Origin of the sequence: Microbacterium sp. NPDC089189 (assembly GCF_040685095.1) — a bacterium.
GTDB lineage: Bacteria > Actinomycetota > Actinomycetes > Actinomycetales > Microbacteriaceae > Microbacterium.
The window spans coordinates 146,640-167,381 of the sequence record NZ_JBFBHG010000003.1 but is presented as its reverse complement, the minus strand read 5'-3'; the positions used below and the strand labels follow the sequence as shown (position 1 = coordinate 167,381).

At 73.2% G+C, this 20,742-nt stretch carries 25 protein-coding genes and 1 riboswitch; of the genes, 15 read left to right on the top strand and 10 right to left on the bottom strand.

What is annotated here, in order from left to right; translation table 11 throughout:
- The first annotated feature begins 127 nt into the window (after positions 1 to 127).
- From AB0N73_RS03090 to AB0N73_RS03055, 8 genes are all read left to right on the top strand, one after another.
- Positions 128 to 925 carry an SDR family oxidoreductase gene (locus AB0N73_RS03090; RefSeq protein WP_363560247.1) on the top strand — a complete coding sequence of 266 codons (798 nt, stop codon included), beginning with the start codon at positions 128 to 130 and terminating at the stop codon, positions 923 to 925.
- Complete coding sequence (locus AB0N73_RS03085; protein WP_363560245.1) at positions 925 to 1,572, top strand: TetR family transcriptional regulator; 648 nt, start codon at positions 925 to 927, stop codon at positions 1,570 to 1,572. Before AB0N73_RS03090 ends, AB0N73_RS03085 begins: the two co-directional genes overlap by 1 nt.
- On the top strand, positions 1,562 to 2,335 hold the full coding sequence (locus AB0N73_RS03080) for a hypothetical protein (RefSeq protein ID WP_363560243.1): 774 nt from the start codon (positions 1,562 to 1,564) through the stop codon (positions 2,333 to 2,335). The genes AB0N73_RS03085 and AB0N73_RS03080 overlap by 11 nt, the downstream gene beginning before the upstream one ends.
- Positions 2,332 to 3,588 (top strand): aminotransferase class III-fold pyridoxal phosphate-dependent enzyme, encoded by a 1,257-nt coding sequence (locus AB0N73_RS03075; RefSeq protein WP_363560241.1) that lies wholly within the window; start codon positions 2,332 to 2,334, stop codon positions 3,586 to 3,588. The genes AB0N73_RS03080 and AB0N73_RS03075 overlap by 4 nt, the downstream gene beginning before the upstream one ends.
- Positions 3,585 to 4,739, top strand: a complete 1,155-nt coding sequence (locus AB0N73_RS03070) for an MFS transporter (protein WP_363560239.1) — start codon at positions 3,585 to 3,587, stop codon at positions 4,737 to 4,739. Before AB0N73_RS03075 ends, AB0N73_RS03070 begins: the two co-directional genes overlap by 4 nt.
- Before the next feature lie 136 nt (positions 4,740 to 4,875).
- Entirely contained in the window at positions 4,876 to 5,955 is a 1,080-nt protein-coding gene (locus tag AB0N73_RS03065; RefSeq protein ID WP_363560237.1) for an acyl-CoA dehydrogenase family protein, read from the top strand.
- Entirely contained in the window at positions 5,952 to 7,298 is a 1,347-nt protein-coding gene (locus tag AB0N73_RS03060) for a bifunctional PIG-L family deacetylase/class I SAM-dependent methyltransferase (RefSeq protein WP_363560235.1), read from the top strand. Before AB0N73_RS03065 ends, AB0N73_RS03060 begins: the two co-directional genes overlap by 4 nt.
- The gene (locus AB0N73_RS03055; RefSeq protein ID WP_363560233.1) at positions 7,295 to 8,020 is read left to right on the top strand and encodes a glycosyltransferase; all 726 of its coding nucleotides are present in this window, start codon (positions 7,295 to 7,297) and stop codon (positions 8,018 to 8,020) included. The genes AB0N73_RS03060 and AB0N73_RS03055 overlap by 4 nt, the downstream gene beginning before the upstream one ends.
- 20 nt (positions 8,021 to 8,040) lie before the next feature.
- Here AB0N73_RS03055 and AB0N73_RS03050 read toward each other — a convergent pair whose 3' ends face one another.
- Positions 8,041 to 9,000, bottom strand: coding sequence for a Gfo/Idh/MocA family oxidoreductase (locus AB0N73_RS03050; protein ID WP_363560231.1), 960 nt, complete (start codon positions 8,998 to 9,000; stop codon positions 8,041 to 8,043).
- 317 nt (positions 9,001 to 9,317) lie between these two features.
- On the opposite strand from AB0N73_RS03050, the gene AB0N73_RS03045 reads away from it, so the two are divergent.
- On the top strand, positions 9,318 to 10,118 hold the full coding sequence (locus tag AB0N73_RS03045) for a hypothetical protein (RefSeq protein WP_363560229.1): 801 nt from the start codon (positions 9,318 to 9,320) through the stop codon (positions 10,116 to 10,118).
- Between the two features lie 439 nt (positions 10,119 to 10,557).
- Positions 10,558 to 10,899 (top strand): hypothetical protein, encoded by a 342-nt coding sequence (locus AB0N73_RS03040; protein ID WP_363560227.1) that lies wholly within the window; start codon positions 10,558 to 10,560, stop codon positions 10,897 to 10,899.
- Positions 10,900 to 10,988: 89 nt separating this feature from the next.
- On the opposite strand, the gene AB0N73_RS03035 is transcribed toward AB0N73_RS03040, so the two are convergent.
- Entirely contained in the window at positions 10,989 to 11,504 is a 516-nt protein-coding gene (locus AB0N73_RS03035) for a MarR family transcriptional regulator (RefSeq protein WP_363560225.1), read from the bottom strand.
- 67 nt (positions 11,505 to 11,571) lie between these two features.
- On the opposite strand from AB0N73_RS03035, the gene AB0N73_RS03030 reads away from it, so the two are divergent.
- From AB0N73_RS03030 to AB0N73_RS03015, 4 genes are all read left to right on the top strand, one after another.
- Entirely contained in the window at positions 11,572 to 12,366 is a 795-nt protein-coding gene (locus AB0N73_RS03030; protein ID WP_363560223.1) for an IclR family transcriptional regulator C-terminal domain-containing protein, read from the top strand.
- Positions 12,367 to 12,468: 102 nt separating this feature from the next.
- Complete coding sequence (locus AB0N73_RS03025; RefSeq protein WP_363560221.1) at positions 12,469 to 13,164, top strand: NUDIX domain-containing protein; 696 nt, start codon at positions 12,469 to 12,471, stop codon at positions 13,162 to 13,164.
- A 10-nt stretch (positions 13,165 to 13,174) separates the two neighbouring features.
- Complete coding sequence (locus AB0N73_RS03020) at positions 13,175 to 13,669, top strand: metallophosphoesterase (RefSeq protein WP_363560219.1); 495 nt, start codon at positions 13,175 to 13,177, stop codon at positions 13,667 to 13,669.
- A 71-nt stretch (positions 13,670 to 13,740) separates the two neighbouring features.
- On the top strand, positions 13,741 to 13,905 hold the full coding sequence (locus AB0N73_RS03015) for a hypothetical protein (protein WP_363560217.1): 165 nt from the start codon (positions 13,741 to 13,743) through the stop codon (positions 13,903 to 13,905).
- Between the two features lie 110 nt (positions 13,906 to 14,015).
- On the opposite strand, the gene AB0N73_RS03010 is transcribed toward AB0N73_RS03015, so the two are convergent.
- Entirely contained in the window at positions 14,016 to 14,372 is a 357-nt protein-coding gene (locus tag AB0N73_RS03010) for a multidrug efflux SMR transporter (RefSeq protein ID WP_363560215.1), read from the bottom strand.
- A gap of 1 nt (position 14,373) precedes the next feature.
- The gene (locus AB0N73_RS03005; RefSeq protein WP_363560213.1) at positions 14,374 to 14,688 is read right to left on the bottom strand and encodes a multidrug efflux SMR transporter; all 315 of its coding nucleotides are present in this window, start codon (positions 14,686 to 14,688) and stop codon (positions 14,374 to 14,376) included.
- An 11-nt stretch (positions 14,689 to 14,699) separates the two neighbouring features.
- A riboswitch (guanidine-III (ykkC-III) riboswitch) is annotated at positions 14,700 to 14,765 on the bottom strand.
- 58 nt (positions 14,766 to 14,823) lie between these two features.
- Here AB0N73_RS03005 and AB0N73_RS03000 point away from each other — a divergent pair.
- Positions 14,824 to 15,234 (top strand): hypothetical protein, encoded by a 411-nt coding sequence (locus tag AB0N73_RS03000; protein ID WP_363560211.1) that lies wholly within the window; start codon positions 14,824 to 14,826, stop codon positions 15,232 to 15,234.
- Positions 15,235 to 15,240: 6 nt separating this feature from the next.
- Here the strand turns inward: AB0N73_RS03000 and AB0N73_RS02995 are convergent, their stop codons facing one another.
- The 6 genes from AB0N73_RS02995 to AB0N73_RS02970 all read right to left on the bottom strand — a co-directional run bounded on the left by AB0N73_RS02995 (position 15,241) and on the right by AB0N73_RS02970 (position 20,733).
- On the bottom strand, positions 15,241 to 15,780 hold the full coding sequence (locus tag AB0N73_RS02995) for a YaeQ family protein (protein WP_363560209.1): 540 nt from the start codon (positions 15,778 to 15,780) through the stop codon (positions 15,241 to 15,243).
- A gap of 125 nt (positions 15,781 to 15,905) precedes the next feature.
- Positions 15,906 to 16,412, bottom strand: a complete 507-nt coding sequence (locus AB0N73_RS02990) for a 2'-5' RNA ligase family protein (RefSeq protein ID WP_363560207.1) — start codon at positions 16,410 to 16,412, stop codon at positions 15,906 to 15,908.
- A gap of 130 nt (positions 16,413 to 16,542) precedes the next feature.
- On the bottom strand, positions 16,543 to 17,625 hold the full coding sequence (locus tag AB0N73_RS02985) for a glycerate kinase (protein WP_363560205.1): 1,083 nt from the start codon (positions 17,623 to 17,625) through the stop codon (positions 16,543 to 16,545).
- The gene (locus AB0N73_RS02980; RefSeq protein ID WP_363560203.1) at positions 17,622 to 18,653 is read right to left on the bottom strand and encodes a LacI family DNA-binding transcriptional regulator; all 1,032 of its coding nucleotides are present in this window, start codon (positions 18,651 to 18,653) and stop codon (positions 17,622 to 17,624) included. Before AB0N73_RS02980 ends, AB0N73_RS02985 begins: the two co-directional genes overlap by 4 nt.
- Positions 18,650 to 19,537 carry a sugar phosphate isomerase/epimerase family protein gene (locus AB0N73_RS02975; protein ID WP_363560201.1) on the bottom strand — a complete coding sequence of 296 codons (888 nt, stop codon included), beginning with the start codon at positions 19,535 to 19,537 and terminating at the stop codon, positions 18,650 to 18,652. The genes AB0N73_RS02980 and AB0N73_RS02975 overlap by 4 nt, the downstream gene beginning before the upstream one ends.
- The gene (locus AB0N73_RS02970) at positions 19,534 to 20,733 is read right to left on the bottom strand and encodes a dihydrodipicolinate synthase family protein (RefSeq protein ID WP_363560199.1); all 1,200 of its coding nucleotides are present in this window, start codon (positions 20,731 to 20,733) and stop codon (positions 19,534 to 19,536) included. The genes AB0N73_RS02975 and AB0N73_RS02970 overlap by 4 nt, the downstream gene beginning before the upstream one ends.
- Positions 20,734 to 20,742: the final 9 nt, after the last annotated feature.

Here is a 20,742-nt window from a genome sequence, read left to right as displayed (position 1 = left end):
TTTCGGGCGCGTGACGGCGGGCTGTGAATCGCGACCGACGCTTGCCCGCGCCGCGTCCGTGCGCTTTCATGTACGGAATTGGTCAATCGTCCAACTGTGACGGCGCAGGGGCAGAGGAGACACCGACATGCAGACGACACGACGTCCCGTCGCGATCGTGACCGGAGCGAGCTCCGGGCTCGGGCGCGGCTACGCCGAGCGCTTCGCCGCGCGCGGGCACGACCTCGCCCTCGTCGCCCGCCGCGCCGATCGGCTCGAAGAGCTGGCGGATGCGCTGCGCACCGCCCACGGCGTGCAGGTCGACGTCATCCCCGCCGATCTCGCCGACGCGCTCGCCCCGCAGCGCATCGCCGACGAGGTGGCCGCCCGGGGCCTTCGCGCCGAGGTGCTCGTCAACTGCGCCGGGTTCGGCACGGCGGGCGCCTTCGCCGGCGAGGACGCGGCGCGCATCGCGCAGGAGATCGCGGTCGACGTGACGGCGCCCACCCTGCTGGCCCGGATCTTCCTGCCCGACCTGCTCGCCGCGGACGGCGGCATCCTGCTCATGGTCTCGAGCATCGCCGGCCACCAGCCGACCCCCAACCTCGCGGTCTACGGCGCGTGCAAGGCGTACGTCACCTCGCTCACGGCGTCGATCTGGGAGGAGAACCGCGGCTCCCGGATGCGGGTGCTCGCGGTGTGCCCCGGCCCGACGGCGACGGAGTTCTTCGAGGCGTCGGGGTCGGAGCAGTTCAAGGTCGGCCGCGTCGGCACCGTCGACGAGGTGCTCGATGCCAGCTTCGCCGCGCTCGATGCCCGCCGCGGGCCCGTCGTGACCGTCGGATGGGGCAACCGCATCCAGTCGGTCGCGGCGAAGCTGGCTCCGCGCCGGCTGACGCTGCGCGTCGGTCGCACCGCCACCGAACGCGCCGGAAGGACCGCGTGATGCGCCGACTGTCGTTCGAGGAACGCCGCAGCGAACTGCTCGACGCGGCCGTGCGCGTCATCGGACGCGACGGGCTCGCCGCGGCCACGACCCGCGCGATCGTGGCCGAAGCCGACATGCCGCTGGGCGCCTTCCACTACGTCTTCGCCTCGCGCGACGACCTGCTGGTCGCCGTCATCGACCACGTGACCGAGCAGGAGCGCCTCGCCGCGTGGATCGACGCCGGCGCCGACGAGAACACCGACCCGGCGGATGCCGACGCCCCGACCCCGGGTGTGGCCGAGATCCTCACGCGCGGACTCGACGGCTACCTGCGGCTGCTCGTCTCGGCACCCGAGCGCGAGCTCGCCCTCCTCGACGTCGCCGCCCATGCGATGCGCCATGACCCCGCGGCGGTGGAGCGGCAATGGCAGACCTATCGCATCGCCGCGCGCGCCAGCCTCGAGTACGCCGCGGACCTCGCCCGGATCACGTGGACGCTGCCTCTCGACGACCTCGCCTGGTCGCTCGCGAGCTGCCTCGATGGGCTCACGCTCTCGTGGCTCACCGCGCGCGACGCGGATGCGGCGCGCACCCACATCCGCTTCCTCGCCGCCGCGTTCGCGGCCCACGCCATCCCCCGCAAGGAGACGCCCGATGCTGACTGAGACCGATCCGCGCGTGCTCGCGGCCACCAACCTGCGCGCCGTGCTGGGGGCGCTCCCCCGGCTCGTCGAGCTCGTGCCCGAGGCGGCGCGGATTCTGCGCACGCTCCCCGCGCCGACCACGCTCTCGCTCCTTGCTCCGGGCCTCCCGGTGGTGCGCTACCGATTCTCGTCCGATGCCATCGCGGAGGCCGACGAGGGCCGCGGGCCGACCCTGCTGTTCCGCTCGGCCGCGCACGCCAACGCGGTCATCGCGGGCACCGCGCAGCCGATCCCCGTGGCCGGGCCCGGCGGCATCCGGTTCCTGACGCGGGTCTTCACCCCGCTCACCGATCTTCTCGGCGTGTACCTGAAGCCGAGCGAGGACCGGCTCACCGACCCCGACTTCCGCCGCATCAGCACGCTCATGACGCTGGAGGTGGCCGTGCGGGCGATCGCCGTCATCGGCAACGAGGACCGCAGCGGCCGCTTCTCGGCGGCGCACATGCCCGACGGCGATCTCGACCTCGAGGTCGGCGACGACCTGCGCTACCGCCTCGAGGTGAAGGGCCACCGACTGCGCCTCGACGACGACCTCAGCGGGCCGCCCCGCGCGGCGCTGCGCTTCGCCGACCTCGACGTCGCCGGCGGAGTCATCGGCGGCCGCGACAGCGCGCTCGCCTGCGTCTGCGACGGACGCCTCGCGATGCGCGGCTTCATCCCGCTCGTCGACAACACCAGCCGCATCCTCGACCGAGTCGGGGCCTACCTCGGAGCCGACGCATGAACACCGACACCCTGACCGCGCCCTACCGCTACGCCAAGAGCAACGAGGCCTTCGACCGGGCCGTGAAGGTCATCCCGGGCGGCGTGCCCGGCCACCTGGGACCGAGCGAGGGGTGCTTCATCCCGCGCTCCGCCTACCCGCTGTTCTCCGAGCGCGCCGAGGGCACCCGCTTCTGGGACGTCGACGGCAACGAGTACATCGACTACATGTGCGGCTACGGCCCGAACGTCCTCGGCTACGGCGACCGGGATGTCGCGGCGGCCGCCGAGGCGCAGGCCCGCCGCGAGGACGTCGTGTCGCTGCCGTCGACGACGATGGTCGATCTCGCCGAGCTGCTCGTCGACACGGTGGCCAGCGCCGACTGGGCGTTCTTCGCGAAGAACGGCGGCGACACCACGACCCTGGCGGTCATGACGGCCCGCGCCGCGACCGGGCGCCGACGCGTCGTCTTCATCGAGGGGTACTACCACGGGGTCGCCCCGTGGACGCAGAAGCTCGACTACCCCGGGGTGCTCGACACCGACGTGCAGGGCAACATCGAGGTGCCGTGGAACGACGTGGCGGCGATGAGGCGGGTGTTCACCGAGCATCGCGGCGAGATCGCGGCGCTCATCGCGCAGCCCTACAAGCACGGCAACTTCTTCGACAACGAACTGCCCGCCGAGGGGTACTGGCAGGCGGTCCGGCGACTGTGCGACGAGCACGGCGTCGTGCTGATCGTCGACGACGTGCGCGCGGGGTGGCGGCTGGACATCGCCGGCAGCGACCACTTCTACGGGTTCGAGGCCGACCTGATCTGCTTCTGCAAGGCGCTCGCGAACGGCTACAACGTGTCGGCGCTGTGCGGCAAGGAGAGCCTGCGCGAAGCGGTCTCGAGCATCACCTACACCGGCAGCTACTGGATGAGCGCGGTGCCGTTCGCGGCGGCGATCGCCACGATCGGCAAGCTGAAGACCCTGGACGCGCCGCGGCTGTTCCGCGACCTCGGCACCCGCCTGACCACGGGCCTGGTGGATGTGGCCGCCTCCCACGGCTTCACCCTGGTCGCATCGGGCGAGCCCGCGCTGTTCTACCTGCGCCTCGCCGACGACGACTCGCTCATGCTGCACCAGCGCTGGATCGCGGAGTGCGTGCAGCGCGGGGCGTTCTTCAGCTCGCACCACAACCACTTCATCAACGCCGCCCTGACCGAGTCCGACATCTCACGCACCCTCGAGATCGCCGACGCCGCCTTCCTGGCGCTCGAGACATGACCCGGATCACGCGCCTGCCGGTGCGCCGCGGTGCGGTCGGTGCGGCGTACGCGGCGCAGGGGCTGGGCTACGCCACCATCGTCACCGCGCTCCCCGCGCTCAAGGACCGGGTGTCGATCGACGACACGACCGTGTCGCTGCTCCTGCTCGGCACCTGCCTCGCCGCGGCCGCAGGCTCGCTCCTGGCCGACGTCATCGCCGTGCACCGGGGCAGCCGCGCCGCCCTCGTGACCGGCCTCGCCGCCCAGGCGGTGGCGCTCATCGCGGTGGGACTCACCGCATCCTTCCCTCTGCTGGTCATCGCCCTCGCCGTGTACGGGGTGGGGCTCGGCGCGGTGGACGCCGCGTCGAACATGCAGGGCGCCCTGCTGCAACGCTTTCACGAGCGCCCGGTGTTCGGTCGCCTCTACGCCGCGTACACGGGCGCGGCGATCCTGGCCACCGGCGCCACCGCGCTCGTGCTCGCCACCCGCGTGCCGGCGACGGTCACGCTCGTGGTCGCCGCGGTCGTGCCCGCAGCGATCGCCCTCTGGGGCGCACGGGCCTTCGACCCGGCCCGCGCCGCCCGGAACGCCGACGAACCCGTGGCCGATCGCACACCGCTCCCGCGGCGGGCGATCTGGGCCGTGGGATCGATCGTCTTCGCGGCCTTCGTCATCGACTCGGCCGTCGCCAGCTGGAGCACGATCTATCTGACCGACGGGCTGCGGGCCGAGCCGGGCCTCACCCCGCTCGGCTACGGCGCCTACCTCGTGGCGATGCTCGCCGCGCGCCTCGGCACCGACCCCGCCGTCCGGGCCTTCGGGCGGCTGCGCGTGGGCGTCGCCGCGGTCGTGATCGCGATCGCCGGGGCGATCGTCGTCGCCGCCGTCCCCGTCGTCCCCGCCGCGATCGTGGGATTCGCCGCCATGGGGGCCGCCTCCGGGGCGCTCGTGCCGATCGCGTTCAGCCGCGCCGGCGAGCTGCTGCCCGAGCGGGGAGACGAGATCATCGCGCGCGTCAACCTGTTCAACTACGGCGGCGCCGTCGCCGGGGCCGTCGCGCTGGGCCTCATCGCGGCGGGCCCGGCGCTCGGCCCGGCCTTCCTCATCCCCGCCGTGATCCTGGCACTGCTCTCGCCCTCGCTGCGGGCCCTGCGCGTGCGCCGCTGACGGCGGCCGGAGTGCGGCGTCGCGCCCCGCGGACGCCGCCGCCCCGCCCCGCCGCGAGCCCCCTCGCCCCGGCGGGGTCGGGACGCCGCGATGTCAACCCCGGCGGGTCCTGCCGGATGCTGCCTAACGTCGCCGTATGCCCTCCTCTGCGCCGCCCTCGGTCGCACCCCTCGCCGACCCCCTCCGACGCACCCCTCTCGACGCCCGGATCACGTCGTTGCTGGATGCGGCGCGCACCGATCCCGCGTTCGGCACCGACGTGGCCGCCACGCTGTCGTGGGCCCGTTCGGTCGGTGCGCTCGCACCGCGGCCGGGCGCGGGCACCGCGGCGCTCTGGCGACTGCTGGCCGAGGCGGCCGCTGTGGACGTGACGGGGGCGCGGATCCTCGAGCCGCTGCTCGATGCCCGCGCGATCCTCGCCGAGCGCGCGGCCGAGGCCGACGCACCCGACGCGGTGCGCGCCCTGGCCGAGGACCGCACCACGGCCTGGGGCGTGTTCGCGGCCGAGGGCCCCGGTCTGCGCGTCGACGCCCGACGCGAGGACGACGGCTGGCGGCTCACCGGCACCAAGCCCTGGTGCTCGCTGGCGGGCGCGCTCGACGCCGCGCTGATCACGGCCTGGGCCGGCGAGGAGCGCACGCTCTTCGCGATCGATCTGGGCGACCCCGGCGCAGCGGCGCGACCGGGGCCATGGCACGCGCGCGGCCTCGCCGCCGTCGTCAGCGCACCCCTCGATCTCGACGACGTCGCGGCTGTCGCGATCGGCGATCCCGGCTGGTACCTGCGCCGCCCCGGCTTCGCGTGGGGCGGGATGGGGGTGGCCGCCGTCTGGTGGGGCGGAGCCCAGCCGATCATCGACCGCATCGCGTCCGCCGCGCGCGGCGAGCGCGCGGATCAGCTCTCGCAGGCCGCGGCGGGCCGGGTCGCCGCCGCCTCCTGGGCGGCGTCCGCCGTGCTCGCGGATGCGGCCGCCGCGGTCGATGCCGGCATCTCCGGCCGGGAGGCGGCTCTGCTCGCCGCCCGGGTCCGGGCCGTCGTCGCCGACGCGGTGCGCACGGTGCTGGAGACCGAGGAGCGCGTGCTGGGCCCGGGCCCCGTGACGGTCGACGAGGCCCACGCGCGTCGCGTCGCCGACCTCGGACTGTACCTGCGACAGGACCACGCCGACCGGGACCTCGCCCGGTTGGGGCGGCTCGACGGCGAGGTGCGCGCGTGAGCGTCGCCTTCGATTCCCGTCTGCCGGGCACCCCCGAGGCGGCGTGGCAGGAGGCGGCGCCCTGGCGCGGCGCCGCCGAGCTCGATCTGGACCACGACCGCGTGATCGTGCTCGCCGCCCACCCCGACGACGAGACCCTGGGCGCCGCCGGCACCCTCCGGCACGCCCTCCGCCGAGGAGCCGACGTGTCACTGCTGGTGGTGACCGACGGCGATGCCGCATTCGAGGGCGCCGAGCGTGCCGAGGTGGGGCGACGCCGACGCGGCGAGCTGCTCGACGCCGTGCACCTCCTGGGTCCCGGCATCCCGGTGACGTTCCTCGGCGTGCCGGACGGCGGCATCCGCGAGGCCCGCGCGCACGTGGCGGATGCGGTCGCCGCGGCCGTCAGCCGGACCACGGCCGGGCGCACGCTGCTGCTCGCGCCCTGGTGGGGCGACGGGCACCGCGACCACCGCGTGCTGGGCGAGATCGCACGGACCATGGCGGGCGCGGGGGTCACCGTTCGGGGATACCCGATCTGGCTCTGGCATTGGGGCACGCCCACGGAGGTCGACACCGCGGCCTGGAGCGTGGTGCCGCTCGACGACGACGACCGGCGGGCCAAGCGCCGGGCGATCGCCGCGCACCGCAGCCAGACGACGGCGACGCGGGCGGACGAACCCCCGATGCTGCACGCCGAGACGCTGCGCCACTTCGATCGCGATGTCGAGGTCTTCATCGCCCCCACGAGCGACGAGGCGGCCTCCGCGCCGACGCCGGGCGAGTTCGACGCCTTCCACGCGCGCCACGACGATCCGTGGGGCCTGGAGTCGCGGTGGTACGAGGAGCGCAAACGCGCCCTGCTGCTGGCGGCGCTTCCGCGCCGGAGCTTCGCCCGTGTCCTCGAGCTGGGGTGCGCGGGCGGCGCGACGACGCGGGCGCTGGCTCCCCGTGCGAGCACCGTGGTGGCCGTCGATGCGTCCGCGGTGGCGCTGGAGCGCGCTCGCGCACGGGGCGTTCCCGAGGGCACGGTCTACGAACGCCGCGAGCTGCCGGAGGACTGGCCGACGGGGGCGTTCGACCTGTTCGTGCTGTCGGAGCTGGGCTACTACTGGACTCCCGACCGGCTGGCCGCCGCGTTCGACCGCATCGACGGCACGGCGACCGACGACGCGGTGCTGGTGCTGTGCCACTGGCGCGGTGCGATCTCGGACGCACCGTCGACCGGCGACGACGTGCACCGCGCCGCCGCGGCCCGCCCCGGATGGCGGATGCTCGCGCGGCACATCGAGGAGGACTTCCTGCTCGACGTGCTCGTCCGCGCCGACGTCCCCTCTGTGGCCCGGGCGGAGGGGCTGCGGTGACGGCGCCGCTGCAGGCAATGACGGTCGTGGTGCCCGTGCACGACGAGGAGGAGCTGCTGGGTGCGTGTCTCGAGTCCCTCCACGAGGCCACCGCGCAACTGCGCCGCATCCACGACATCGACTGCGACGTGTGGGTCGTCCTCGACGCCTGCCGCGACGGCAGCCGAGCGGTGGCGGAGCACGCGGGAGTGCGCACCCTCTCGCTCGACGTGCGCAACGTCGGGCGGTCGCGCGCGGCGGGGGTCGCCGCCGCCCTCGCACACGTCGGCGAGGTCGACCCCGCGCGGGTCTGGACGGCGCACACGGACGCCGACTCGGTCGTCCCGGCGCACTGGCTGACCCATCAGCACGAGCTCGCGGATGCCGGGGCCGACGTCATGATCGGCACCGTTCGCCCGGATTTCCGTGATCTGGATGCGGCCCGCACCGCGGCGTGGTGGCAGCGGTACCGGCCGGGCGTCGCGAACGATGCCGTGCACGGGGCGAACCTCGGCGTCAGAGCGGATGCGCTCGTGCGCGCGGGCGGCTTCCCCGCGCTCGACGAGCACGAGGACGTCGAGCTCGTCGACGCCCTCCGGCGCGGCGGCGCACGGATCGTCCTGAGCGACGGGGCGTGGGTGCGCACCAGCGGGCGTCAGACGGGCCGCACCCCCGGCGGGTACGCGCGGTACCTGCGCGACGATCTGCTCACGCGGGAGCTGCGCGAGAGCGTCACCGACTGACGCCGGGCCGCGGGTCGGGGTCAGCCGGCGAGCGCCGCCCGGGCGCGTTCCATGGTCTCGAGGGTGAGGAACGTGCGCTCCTGGTCCTCGTCGGCCGGGGCGCCGGTGCGGATGAGGTCGACGAAGCGCGCGACCTCGCCGCGCAGCGAGTGGCGTCCGCCCGGCACCTCCTGCTCCGAGACCGAGCCGTCGATACCCCGTCGGGTGAGGCGGCGGGCGCTGACGATCTCGTCGATCGAGAGCGTGGCCTCCTCGCCCTGGATCTCGCTCGGCCGGTCGGAGTTCGTGATCTTCGAGTACGCGACGTCGACGACGAGCCCCGGGTACTCGAGCAGCAGGATGCCGGCGCCGTCGGCGCCGCTGGCGATCGGCACGGATGCAGCGCGCACCGCGTCCGGTCGGCCGAACAGCAGGACGGCCGCGTGCACCCCGTACACGCCGAGGTCGGCGAGCGCGCCGCCACCGAGAGCCGGGTCGAAGATGTTCACCTGTCGCCCCGCGAGCACGTCGTCGTAGCGCGACGAGCGCTTCTGGTAGTGCAGCGAGGCCCGGCGCAGCACGCCGAGCGACGGCAGCAGGTCGCGGATCGCGGCGGTGCCCGGGTCGTACGCCAGCCGCATCCCCTCGATCAGTACGCGGTCGGCCCGGCGCGCCTCGTCGACGAGGTCGCGCCACTCGGCCGACGTCGCGACCGCGGGCTTCTCGACGAGGACGTGCTTGCCGGCGCGCAGTGCCTGGCGCACCTGCGCGGCGTGCACACCGTTGGGCGAGCCCACGTACACGGCGTGGATCTCGGGGTCGGCCAGCACCGCGTCGAGATCGGCGGATGACCCCGCCGCCCCGATCTCGTCGGCGAACGCGCGGGCTCGCTCGGCGTCACGCGAGTAGGCGACCGCCACGCGAATGCCCTCGACCTCGTCGACCGCGCGCGCGAACGCGACCGTGATGACGCTGGAACCGATGGTGACGAGGTTGATCATGCACCGATCGTCTCACGCTCTCCGCACGCCCCTCCGGCGCCCGTGGAGGGCTCGGGCGGCCGACGCGCGGTCATGTTGCGCCCGTGCCCGCGAGTCCGTCGACACAGAGGCAGTGCGAAATATTCGCTTTAACGGATAATCTGTGTGAAGCGCATATTTAGGGAGAGCCGATGGACACGCATGATGCCCTGAAGTCCCTCCGCGCCATCGGTGTCGCTGCAGAGGTCGCGGGTCCGCGCACGGTGCGAGCGGGGGGAATCGAGCTGCACCTGGTCACGACTCGGGATGCCCCTGTTCGCGCAGACGCCGAGCGAGCGTTGGCGTCGCTGAAGCCCGACCAGCGCGCACTTCTCATCGCCGATGTCATCACTCCGAGCTTGCGCCAGATAGCTCTTCAGGACGATCGTCTCGTCGTTGTGAGCGTGGACAGTGTGATGTGGGATCGCCAGGCTGTGGCCCTCAGCGATGCGGGGGGACCCACGCACGCGAGGGCCGCCGGCCGTCGGCCCTACGGACGCTTCGCGGTGGCGCGCGCGCTTCTCGCTGCCGAAGGACCTCTTACTCAACAACAGCTGGTGACCGGCACCGGCATCACACAGGCTGCCGTCTCTCGGGCGCTTTCCTCATCATTCTTCGACGGCGTGCTCGAACGCGCCTGGGGTGGGACCAGAGTGGCGGATCGGGGTGCGCTGTTCGAGCGTGCCGTCGCCGACTACCCCGGCCCGGCCGGAGTCACCACCTACTGGTGGCACGGCACGAGCGCGATGGAGCAAGCCGACGTGCTCGCCGCCGCCGACGAGACAGCGCTCGTCTCGGGCGATATCGCGGCGGATCGGATGCGGGCATGGCGGACGCCCGAGCACGCCGTCGTGTACACCCGGGCGCAGCCGAATCTCCGAGACATGGGATATTCGCTGGCCGACAGCTCGGATTACACACTGATGCTCGTCCACCCCGACGACCACACCATCTGGCCGACCGCTCGAGCCTGGGAAGTGCCGGGCACCGCGGATCCGGTGATTGCATCGTTCGACGTGGCCCGCACCGGAACACGGGGTGATCACATCGAAGCAGTCGACCGGATCCGCGAGTACGTGATCGGAGCGAGACAGCGATGAGCGATGCCGACGACGAACCGAGCGGGGAGTTCTCTGCGAGCGGCTCCTCCGAAGGCGAGGCAGGATGGGCTGGTCGCCCGCAAGGCTCACGTCGTGGCGACCAGCGCGACAGATGATGCCGCGTACGAAGCGCTCATCGACCTATCGACGATCTTGGCCGGACGCGCGGAGACGATGGTCATCGGCGGCCACATGGTCTCCCTCCTCTGCACGGCCTTCCCGAGCCCCGGGCTGGTCGAACGGCGCACGAATGACGCCGACGCGGGTATCCCCATCGAGCTCGCCGCCACCGGTGAACTGCACAGCGCACTCCTCGATCTGGGCTACGCCGCCGACGGGGGCAACCGCTACGTCAAGGGCAACAGCGACGCCCCACCCACCATCGACCTGCTCATTCCGTCGTACAGCGGGAGACGGCGTCCGTCGTTCTGCTGTCGTCATGATCCCCGGGATCGAGGCCGCCGTCGTCCTCAAAGCCATCGCGTGGCGAGATCGCCGCCTGCGCACCGAGAAAGATGGCGTCGACCTGAGCAACCTGTTCGCCGTGCTCGCACAGCACGGCGCGGACGATTTGGGCGGATGGCGCCTGACCGAGACGGAACTGACGGCGAGCCGACGCGACGCCGCACTACACCTCCATCAGCTCGCCGATACATGGGAAGTCAGACCTCCGAAGGCTCGCGTCGACGCCCGCGCGCTCGTATCACGCATCCGCTCCTTCGTGACTCGACCCACCGATCCCGGCTCGGAACATCCGCCCTCCGCCCACTCAGCGCCGTGAACGCACCCACAGAGGACCCACCGTCCCTGACGTGACACGGATCTCGCGCCCCGCCCCGAAGAGCCCGCGGCTCACAACCGGCGCGGGTGTCAGCCGGTGGGGCCGCCGTGCTCCGGCCCCATGAGCGGGCGGAGGGCCCGGGTCAGCGCGGCCACATCCGCCGGATCCGATTCGGCGAGCACCTCGGCCTCCCGCCGCACGAGCTCGACCATGGCCGCGTCGACGCTCGCGAGCCCGGCATCCGTGAGGCGCACGTAGACGCTCCTCCCGTCGCTCGGGTTGCGCTTGCGCTGCACGAACCCGCGGGCCACCAGATTGGCGAGCCGGTTCGACATCGCCGCGCTCGTGATCATGGTGCGCTCGATCAGCTGCGCCGGGCTCAGCTGATGCGGCGGATCGCTCCGGCGCAACGCCGCCAGGACGTCGAACTCCCACGAGGCGAGCCCGGCGGTCGCGAACGCGGATGCCCGCAGCCGGTCGAGGCGCAGGGCCGCGCGTCGCAGCCGCGACATGACATCCAGCGGCGTGAGATCGACGCCGGGCAACCGCTGCGACCATGCGTCGATCAGCAGATCGACTTCGTCGTCTCGGTCGGCGGGTGCCACATGACGAACGTAGCCCACGGGAGGGTCGTCGGGCGGGGCGGGATCGCCGATGTTAGCGTCGGGGACGATGGACATCGACGAGGCGTCGCCCTCCCCCGCGCGCGCAGAGTTCGTGCAGTCGCTCGAGCGCGGGCTCGCCGTCATCCGCGCCTTCGGCGCCGAGCGCCCCCGGATGACGCTGAGCGACGTCGCTCGCGAGACGGGGCTCAGCCGGGCGGCCGCGCGCCGCTTCCTGCACACCCTCGTCGAGATCGGGTACGTCGGCACCGACGGGCGGGAGTTCTTCCTGCGGCCGCGTCTTCTCGAGCTCGGCTTCTCCTATCTGTCGGCCCTGTCGTTGCCCGAGATCGTGCAGCCGCATCTGCAGCGCCTGTCGGAGCAGACCGGGGAGTCCTCATCCGCCGCCGTCCTCGACGGCGACAGCATCGTGTACGTCGCGCGGGTGGCGGTGCGGCGCATCATGTCGGCGGCCATCGGCGTCGGCACCCGCCTCCCGGCCTACGCGACGTCGATGGGACGCGTGCTGCTGGCCGCCCTGCCCGGCGAGCAGCGCGGTGCCGCGCTCGCCGAGGCGCCGCTGCGCGCCCTGACGCCCGGCACGATCACGGACGCGGGCGCGTTGTCGGCCGAGCTCGACCGGGTCGCCGCGCAGGGGTGGGCGCTGGTCGATCAGGAGCTCGAGGAGGGGCTCCGCTCGGTCGCCGCCCCCGTCCGCGATGCGAGCGGTCAGGTGGTCGCCGCCATCAACGTGGCCGCCCCCGCCCGCCGCGACCGCTCCGGCACGGATTTCGTCGCTCCCCTCCTCGCCGCCGCCGCCGCGGTGGAAGAGGACCTGCGTCGCACCGGCACCCGCGTGCGCTAAGCCGACGCCGCGCGAACGACACCCGGCACCGCCGTGTGCTGGCCGGCACCGCGCGTTCGATACCCGGGCATAGGCTGCTGTCTTCGGAGACGAAGGGGAGCCATGAGCTCGTTCAACGACGCGGGCCCGGATGCGGGCCGGCCCGGTATCGATGTGCCCGACGGGCGCGGACGCACCGGCCTCGACCGGGCCGGACGCGATCTGACCGGCAATCCCCGCGTCGTCGTGCGCGACGTCGAGGTGCTGACGTCGAGCTGGTTCGTGACCCGCAAGACCACGTTCGACTACCAGCACGCGGACGGCACCTGGTCGACCGAGCAGCGCGAGACCTACGACCGCGGCGACGGCGCGTGCATCCTGCTCTACGACGCGACCGCGCGCACCGTGCTGCTCGCCCGCCAGTTCCGCTACCCCGTCTACGTCAACGGTCACCCCGACGGCATGTTCATCGAAGCAGCCGCGGGTCTGCTCGACGAGGACGCGCCGGAGGTCGCGATCCGCCGGGAGGCCGAGGAGGAGACCGGGCGCCGCGTCGGCGAGGTCGAGCACGTGTTCGACGTCTACATGAGCCCCGGGTCGGTCACCGAGAAGCTGCACTTCTTCGCCGCCCCCTACCGACAGGGCGACGTCGTGCCCGGGTCACGGGCCGGTCTTGCCGAGGAGGGCGAGGACATCGAGGTGCTCGAGCTCGGCATCGACGACGCTCTCGCGCGCATCGGTCGCGACATCGTCGACGCGAAGACCATCATGCTGCTGCAGTGGGCGGCGCTCCGCGGGCCCTTCGCCCCGCGAGGCTGATCGGCGCACCATGGCCGTACGACTGCTGCTGATCTCCGACACCCACATCCCGGGCCGCGCCCGCGAGCTGCCGCCGGCGGTGCGCCGCGCGGCGGATGCGGCCGACCTCATCGTGCACGCGGGCGACTGGGTGCGGGAGTCGGTACTGGAAGATCTGCAGGGCCACGGCGAGGTGCTGGGCGTCTGGGGCAACAACGACGGCGACGACCTGCGCGCCCGCCTCCCCGAGATCGCGCGGCGCACGATCGAGGGCGTGCGCGTCGCGGTGATCCACGAGACCGGCGACGCCCGCTCCCGAGAGCGACGGATGGCGGCTGCCTTCCCCGACACCGACGTGCTGATGTTCGGGCACAGCCACATCCCCTGGGACACCACGACTCCCTCGGGGCTGCGGCTGCTGAACCCCGGTTCCCCGACCGACCGTCGTCGCCAGCCGCGGCACACCTACCTGACCCTCGTGATCGACGACGGCGCGGTGCGGGACGTCGACCTGATCGCCCTCTGAGCGTTCGTCAACCCCCTCCGCCCCGAGCGGCGCCGACGTAGCGTGGGCGGACCGAGACGAAGGAGACGACGATGTCCAACAACACGTTCCCGCCGCCCGTGCCGCTGCCCGCCGACGGCGAACCCGCCGTCGACGCGACGCGCGAGGTGGACGGCGAAGAAGTGCTCGACGAAGACCTCAACGACGATCTCGTCGACAGCGCCGAGGCCGACCGCCTCGCCGCCGACGAAGGCTGACGCCCCCACCCCCTGGCCCTGGCCCTGGCCCTGGACCCGCGAGACAGCACTTTCGCGCCGAGACCGCGGGTTTAACCCGCTGTCTCGGCGCCGGGTTGCTGTCTCGCGGGTCAGCGGTCGGTGGGCGTGCCGGGCCGGGTGGCTACGGGGCGCGACGGGACGAGCTTCAGGCCGATGACGGCGAGGACGATGCCGCCGATGAACGCGGCCTTGGCGAGCGAGAAGGCCTCGGCGCCCGTGACCATCGCGAAGGTGACGGTGAGCGCGGCGCCCACACCCACCCACACCGCGTAGGCGGTGCCGATGGGGATCGACCTCGCCGCCCAGCCGAGACCCACCATGCTCGCGGCGAGCGCGGCGATGAACACGAGCGACGGCACGAGAACCGTGAAGCCCTCGGAGTAGCCCAGGGCGGTCGCCCAGACGGCCTCGAGCACGGCGCTGATGAGCAGCACGATCCACGGCATGTCAGCTCACCGCCTTCAGACCGATGACGCTGCCGACGAGCAGGAGCAGCAGCAGGATGCGGGCGAGCGACGGCGCCTCGGTGCGCGTGATCATGGCCCAGACGACCGTGAGCGTCGCGCCGATGCCGACCCAGACGGCGTAAGCCGTTCCGGTAGGAAGGTCCGTCATGGCATAGGCGAGACCCGCCATGCTGGCCACGAGGGAGACGGCGAACAGGATCGTCGGTCGCGGCCGGCGGAACCCCTTCGAGGCGGCCAGGGCCGAGGCCCACACCGCCTCCAGGACGCCGGAGGCGATCAGGATGAACCAGGACATGACGAAACCCTTCCGAGTCAGTCTTGTCGTGTGCGGGTACTGCTCCCTCGTCCGCGGCGCCCTCGTCGGTGCTCGCGACCAGGATAGCCGCCGAGGGTGAGCAGTGGCTGGGCAGCCCTGGGCTAGCGTGGCGGGATGGACGCTGACGGGATGAGCACGCCGGACGAGGCGCCGACGTCGGGGCCTGCGTCAGCGTCGCCGGCGCGGCCGAGGTGGCTCTGGCCGCTCTTCTGGGTCAACGTGTCGACACTGATCCTCGGCGGACTGGGCTATGTCGCCGGATTCATCGGCGAAGCAGGAGAGGCCTTCATTCTCGCGATGATCTTCCCGCAGGTGTGGGTCTCGGTCGTCCAACCCTGGCTCGGCGCTCTCATCGGAGCCCTCGTGGTGGCGGTGTCGGTCATCGCCGCCGTACCGAGCGGCCGGCGCGGTGCGTCGTTCGGCCGCCGCTTCTTCACCGCGCTGACGATGACGGGCTTCGTCTCCGTCTGCCTCAGCACCCTCGCCAGCATCGTGCTGCTGATCTGGGCGACGACCTCGCTCTGACCCGCGTCACTCCGCCGAGCGCGTGTGGATGTCGGACTCGAGGGAGGTGCCGTTGAGGTCGACGTAGAGGTGGCGCTCGGTGACCGACACGGTCATGGTGTTGCGCCGCCCGAGGTCGGTGACGAGCGCGTCCACGAAACCGGGATCGAAGCTGTGCAGCAGGATCGACTCGGCGCGGTGGATCTTCTTGCCCGCCCAGGGCGCGGCCACCTTCGCCGGATCGCGGTGCGTGTAGACCACAGCCCGCCCGGAGAGCTTGCTGCCGTAGTGCAGCCGCGCTGCATCCGGCGCTCCCACCTCGATCCACGCCGTGATCGTGCCGGTCAGATCGCGGACCAGCACCGCGGGTTCGTCGGTCGACGAGATGCCCTCGCTGAAGGCGATTCCCTCGTCGAACTCCAGGAGGTACGCCAGGACGCGCGTCAGCATGTAGGCGTCGGTCTCGGAGGGATGCCGCGCCACCCGCAGTGTGACGTCGTCGTAGACGCCGCGGTCCACATCCGCCAGAGAGACCTCGAATGTGTGGATCGTCGCACCGGCAGCCATGGTGTCCCACCCTACGCGCCCCACCCGCCCCCGCTGCGCCCTGCGCTGCACCCGCGAGACAGCGCTTTCGCGCCGAGACCGTGGTTTTAACCCGCTGTCTCGGCGCCAAGTTGCTGTCTCGCGGGTCAGAGATCGATGACGCGAGCGGTCGCGGCGTCCCAGCGGCGGAGGCGCGTCACGGTGCCGACGATGTCGTGCGGCTGGATGAGGCGGAGCGCTGCGGGCAGGTCGGTGAGCTTCATCCGCCGGCCGAGCGTCACGTGCGGCATCCATTCGTCGGGCGCGGTGTGCGGTGCGTCCGAGCCCGGTCCGGCCTCGCGGTGCACCTCCGCGTGCAGCTGCACGAGCGGAGCGCCGGCCAGCACGGAGCGGGCGAGCACTCGCCGATCCCCGTCGCCGAACAGGACCGGTGCCCCGATCCGCACGGCGAGGGGCAGGCGCGCCACGGCGCCGGAGAAGGCGATGTCCGCGAGCTCCGGGCGGACGAGGACCGTGATGTGCGGCCTGTTGCTGGCGGATGTGTGGGCCGCCATGCTCGACAGCCCGACCGCCGCCAGCCGATCCCACTCCGCACGGATCGCCGCCTCCGTCCGATCGTCGAACAGCAGCTCGATGCTCGTCACCTCGCTCACCCCGCGAATCTACGCGCCCCTCCCCCTCCCTCACCCGCGAGACAGCACTTTGGCGCCGAGACCGTGGGTTTAACCCGCTGTCTCGGCGCCAAGGTGCTGTCTCGCGGGTCAGGCGACTCGCGGGGTCCCGCTACACGCGGGAGGCGAGGGTGGCGCCGGCGCGGCGGAGCCAACGCAGCGGGTCGGACATCGCGGCGGAGGCGGAGCCGGCGAGGTCGGTCAGCGACAGCGCGGCGGTGAACGGGGCGAGGTCGGCATCCGCGCCGATGGCGCCGGCCACGAGCGCCGTGGGCCGCCGCGCCCGCTCGGCGACGAATGCCGGCACCTTACCGGCGGCGGACTGGGCGTCGTAGCGCCCCTCCCCCGTCACCACGAGATCTGCGGTGGATGCGGCCGCCTCCAGTCCGATGAGGTCCGCGACCGCGGCGGCCCCCGGAACGATGCGCGCTCCCCACGCCATGAGCCCGAACCCGGCGCCCCCGGCCGCACCCGCGCCCGGCGTCCCGGGGTCGACGGGAAGGAGCCCCGCAAACGACGCCACGGCTGCGTCGACCTCGGCGATCTCCTCCGGCGCGAACCCCTTCTGCGGGCCGAACACGGTGGCGGCGCCGGTCGCCCCGAGCAGCGGATTCGTCACGTCGGTCAGGACGATCGCACCGCCCGCCGGGAGGGGACGCAGGCCCGTGAGGTCGACCGCGCGCACGCGCGCCAGGTCGCGCGCGCCGTGCGCGTCGCCGCCCGCGGGGGCGAGCACCGCCCCGAGCGCGCCGAGCAGGCCCGCCCCCGTATCGGTCGAGGCGCTCGATCCGATCGCGAGGACGAGGCGCGACACCCCGGCATCCAGCGCCGCGACGATCGCCGCGCCGAAGCCCGCCGTGCTCGCCGCCCACGGATCGCGGTCGTCGCCGAAGAGCTCGAGCCCCGCGGTGGAGGCGAGCTCGACGACGCCGGTGCCGTCGGGCAGCAGCACCCACCCGGTGTGCACATCGGGTCGCCCCGGCGCCGGCCCCGGAACGGTCACCGGCATCCGTCGGGCTCCCGCGACGGCGGCCTCGAACGCGGCGAGCGTGCCCTCGCCGCCGTCGGCCATGGGCCGGAGTACGATCTCGGCGCCGGGCTCGACCTCGCGCCAGCCGTCGGCGAGCGCACGGGCGGCCTGCGTCGCCGTCGCCGTGCCCTTGAAGCTGTCCGGCGCGAAGACGACGCGGGTCATGCGCGTTCGGGCGTGCTCGCGCGGAGCACGACCTCGGGCTCACGCAGCGGTCCCGCGGACTCGGACGGATCGTCGAGCGCGAGCCGCAGCGCCCGGGCGCCGATCTCCTCGAGCGGGAGGCGGACGGTGCTGAGGCCGGGCGTCACGTCACGGGCCGTGGGGATGTCGTCGAACCCGGCCACGGCGATGTCGGCGCCGATCGTCCTGTTGGCCGCCCGGACGGCCGCCATCGCCCCGATGGCCACCACATCGCTGACGCCGAAGACGAGCGAGCCGGCAGCAACGCCATCGCGCAGCGCGGCGCGCATCTGCTCCTCGCCCGCGTCACGCGTGAAGGCTCCGCGGCGGACGCCGACGATCTCGCCGCCCGCGGCCTCGAAGCCGCGCCGGAACCCGTCGAGCCGGTCGTCGGAGGTGCGGATGCCGGCCGCCGCACCCAGGAGGATCGCCCGTGCGTAGCCCCGGCGTGCGAGGGCACGCGCGAGGGCGGCGGCGCCCTCGCCGTTCGCGATCGGAAGCGCGGTCGCGGGAGCCACATCGGCGCCGAGCGCGACGACCCGGCCGCCGGCATCGATCACGGCGTCGACCTCGCGGCGCAGCTCCGGCGGCAGCCGGTCGCCCGCACGCGACGTGGCCAGGATGACGGTGTGCGGGCGCTGACCGCGCAGCATCCGCACGACATCCGCCTCGCGTTCGGCGTCACGGCCGGCCACGGCGATCGTGACGTGGAGTCCCGCCGCCGAGGCCTCGCGCGCGACGCCGGCCGCGATCTGACCGAAGTAGGGGTCGGCGATGTCGGCGACCACGAGCGACACCACGGCGGACGTCCCGCGCGCCGTGGCCTGCGCGGACAGGTTCGCGGAGTACCCCAACGACTCCGCCGCGGCCGCCACCTTGTCGCGGTACGCGTCGGCGACCCGCCGCGTCGAACCGTTGAGGACCCGGGATGCGGTGGCCAGCGACACCCCCGCCTGACGCGCGACGTCGTCGAGGGTGGGCGCGCGGCGCGCCGTCGGCGAGTCGGTCACGCCCGCGAGTCTACGGCGCGGGCGAGCGACGGCGACACGCTCGCGCCGAACGTCTCGACCACGCGACGTGCGACCTGTTCGGGGGCGGTGGCCCACACATCCGCGTGGAAGATCTCGACCTCGACGTCGCCGTCGTAGCCGGTGCGCTCGACCGCCGCCGTCACCGCGGCGAGGTCGATGACGCCCTCCCCCGGGTAATGACGGCTCAGCAGCACGTCGGCCGCGAGGGGCGTCCTCCAGTCGCACACCTGGTACGACGCGATGCGCCCTTCCCGGCCCGCGCGCTCGATGGCCTCCGGCAACGCCGGATCCCAGAACACGTGGAACGTGTCGACCGTCGCACCGACGACGTCGGGCGCGAAGTCGCCGGCCAGGTCGAGCGCCTGCGTGAGCGTCGAGACGACCGCGCGATCGGTGGCGTACAGGGGATGCAGCGGCTCGATCGCGAGCGTGACGCCCGCCGCCTGGGCGTATGGCGCCAGCTCTCCCACGGCGTCGCGCACCCGCGCGCGCGCCCCGGCGAGGTCCCGCGATCCGTCGGGGATGCCGCCCGCGACCAGCACGAGCACCGCCCGGGACCCGGGGGCCCCGGCGGCGGCGAGGGTCGCCGTCTCGTCGATCGCGCGGCGATTGTCGTCGAGCGCCCGACGGCGGTCCGGCCCCTCGGGGGCGGTGAAGAAGCCGCCCCGGCAGTAGGTCGAGAAGCGCAGACCGGATGCGGCGAGCATCCGTGCGGCCTCGGCCAGCCCGGCCTCCGCCACCGGCTCCCGCCACAGCCCGATCGCCGGGATCCCGGCGTCGGCCGTCACGCGCAGGGCGGTGGCCAGATCGGCGTGCTTGATCGTGGCCTGGTTGAGGGACAGCCGGGGGTCGGGCGCGGTCATGCGTCCACTCCGTTCAGGGTCAGCAGGTCGCGCCAGCGCGCGGCGGCGAGGTCCGGATTCTCGAGGGCGCGCGCCTCGTTGGCGAGCTCGACGATGCGCGAGAGGTGCGGGAGACTGCGCGCGGAGTGCAGTCCGCCGACCATCTGGAACGCCGGCTGGTGCCCGTTGAGCCAGGCGAGGAAGGCGACACCCGTCTTGTAGAAGTAGGTGGGGGCCGCGAAGATGTGGCGACTCAGCGCCTCAGTGGGGCCGAGCAGGCGGGCGTAGGTGGCGGGATCGCCCTCGTCGAGCGCCCGGATGGCGGCCGAGGCCACCGGGGTGATCGCGGCGAATGCGCCGAGCAGCGCGTCGGAGTGGGTGCGCGACGAGCGCGGGTCCCGCTCCGGCTGGGGCACGTCGGGGGCGTCGGCTCCGCCGATCAGCCCGACGTAGTTGAAGTCGTCGCCGGTGAACATGCGGACCCCGTCGGGCAGGCGCTCGCGCACCGAGACCTCGGCGTCCGCATCCAGCAGGCTCATCTTCACGCCGGCCACGACCTCGCGGTTCTCCTCGATCACCTCGACGAGCACGTCCGCCGCGAGCCGCCAGTCGTCCGAACCGAAGTAGCCGCGCAGCGTCGGGTCGAACGCCGGCCCGAGCCAGTGCAGGACCACCGGCACCGTCGCCGACGCCAGCACCTCCCGGTACACGCGGCGATAGTCGTCGGCGCCGCCGGCGGCCCGCGCCAGGTGACGACTGGCCATGAGCACCGGCCCCGCCCCGTGCTCCTCGGCGACGTGCAGCTGCTCCTTGTAGGCGTCAACGACCTGCGCGAGGGTGATGAGCTCGTCATCGACGTGGTCGGTGTTGACGCCGACCACGACCGATCCGCCCTCCTCACGCGCCACCCGGGCGGACCGGATGATCAGCTCACGGGTCGCCGCGGCATCCAGCCCCATGTTGCGCTGAGCGGTGTCCATGGCGTCGGCCACCCCCAGCCCCCAGGAGTAGACCGAGCGACGGAAGTCGAGCGTCGCGTCCCAGTCGATCGCCGCGGGGCGCCCAGGGGTGTTGTCGGCCCAGGCGAGCGGCACCACGTGAGCGGCGGCGTACGCGACGCGGGTACGGAGGGGCTCCGTCGGCGCGGCGAACGTCGCGCCCTCCGCGAGGGGGACCCGGGTGGTGCGGCCGTCATCCGACAGCAGAGTGAGCGTCATGGTCGGGGG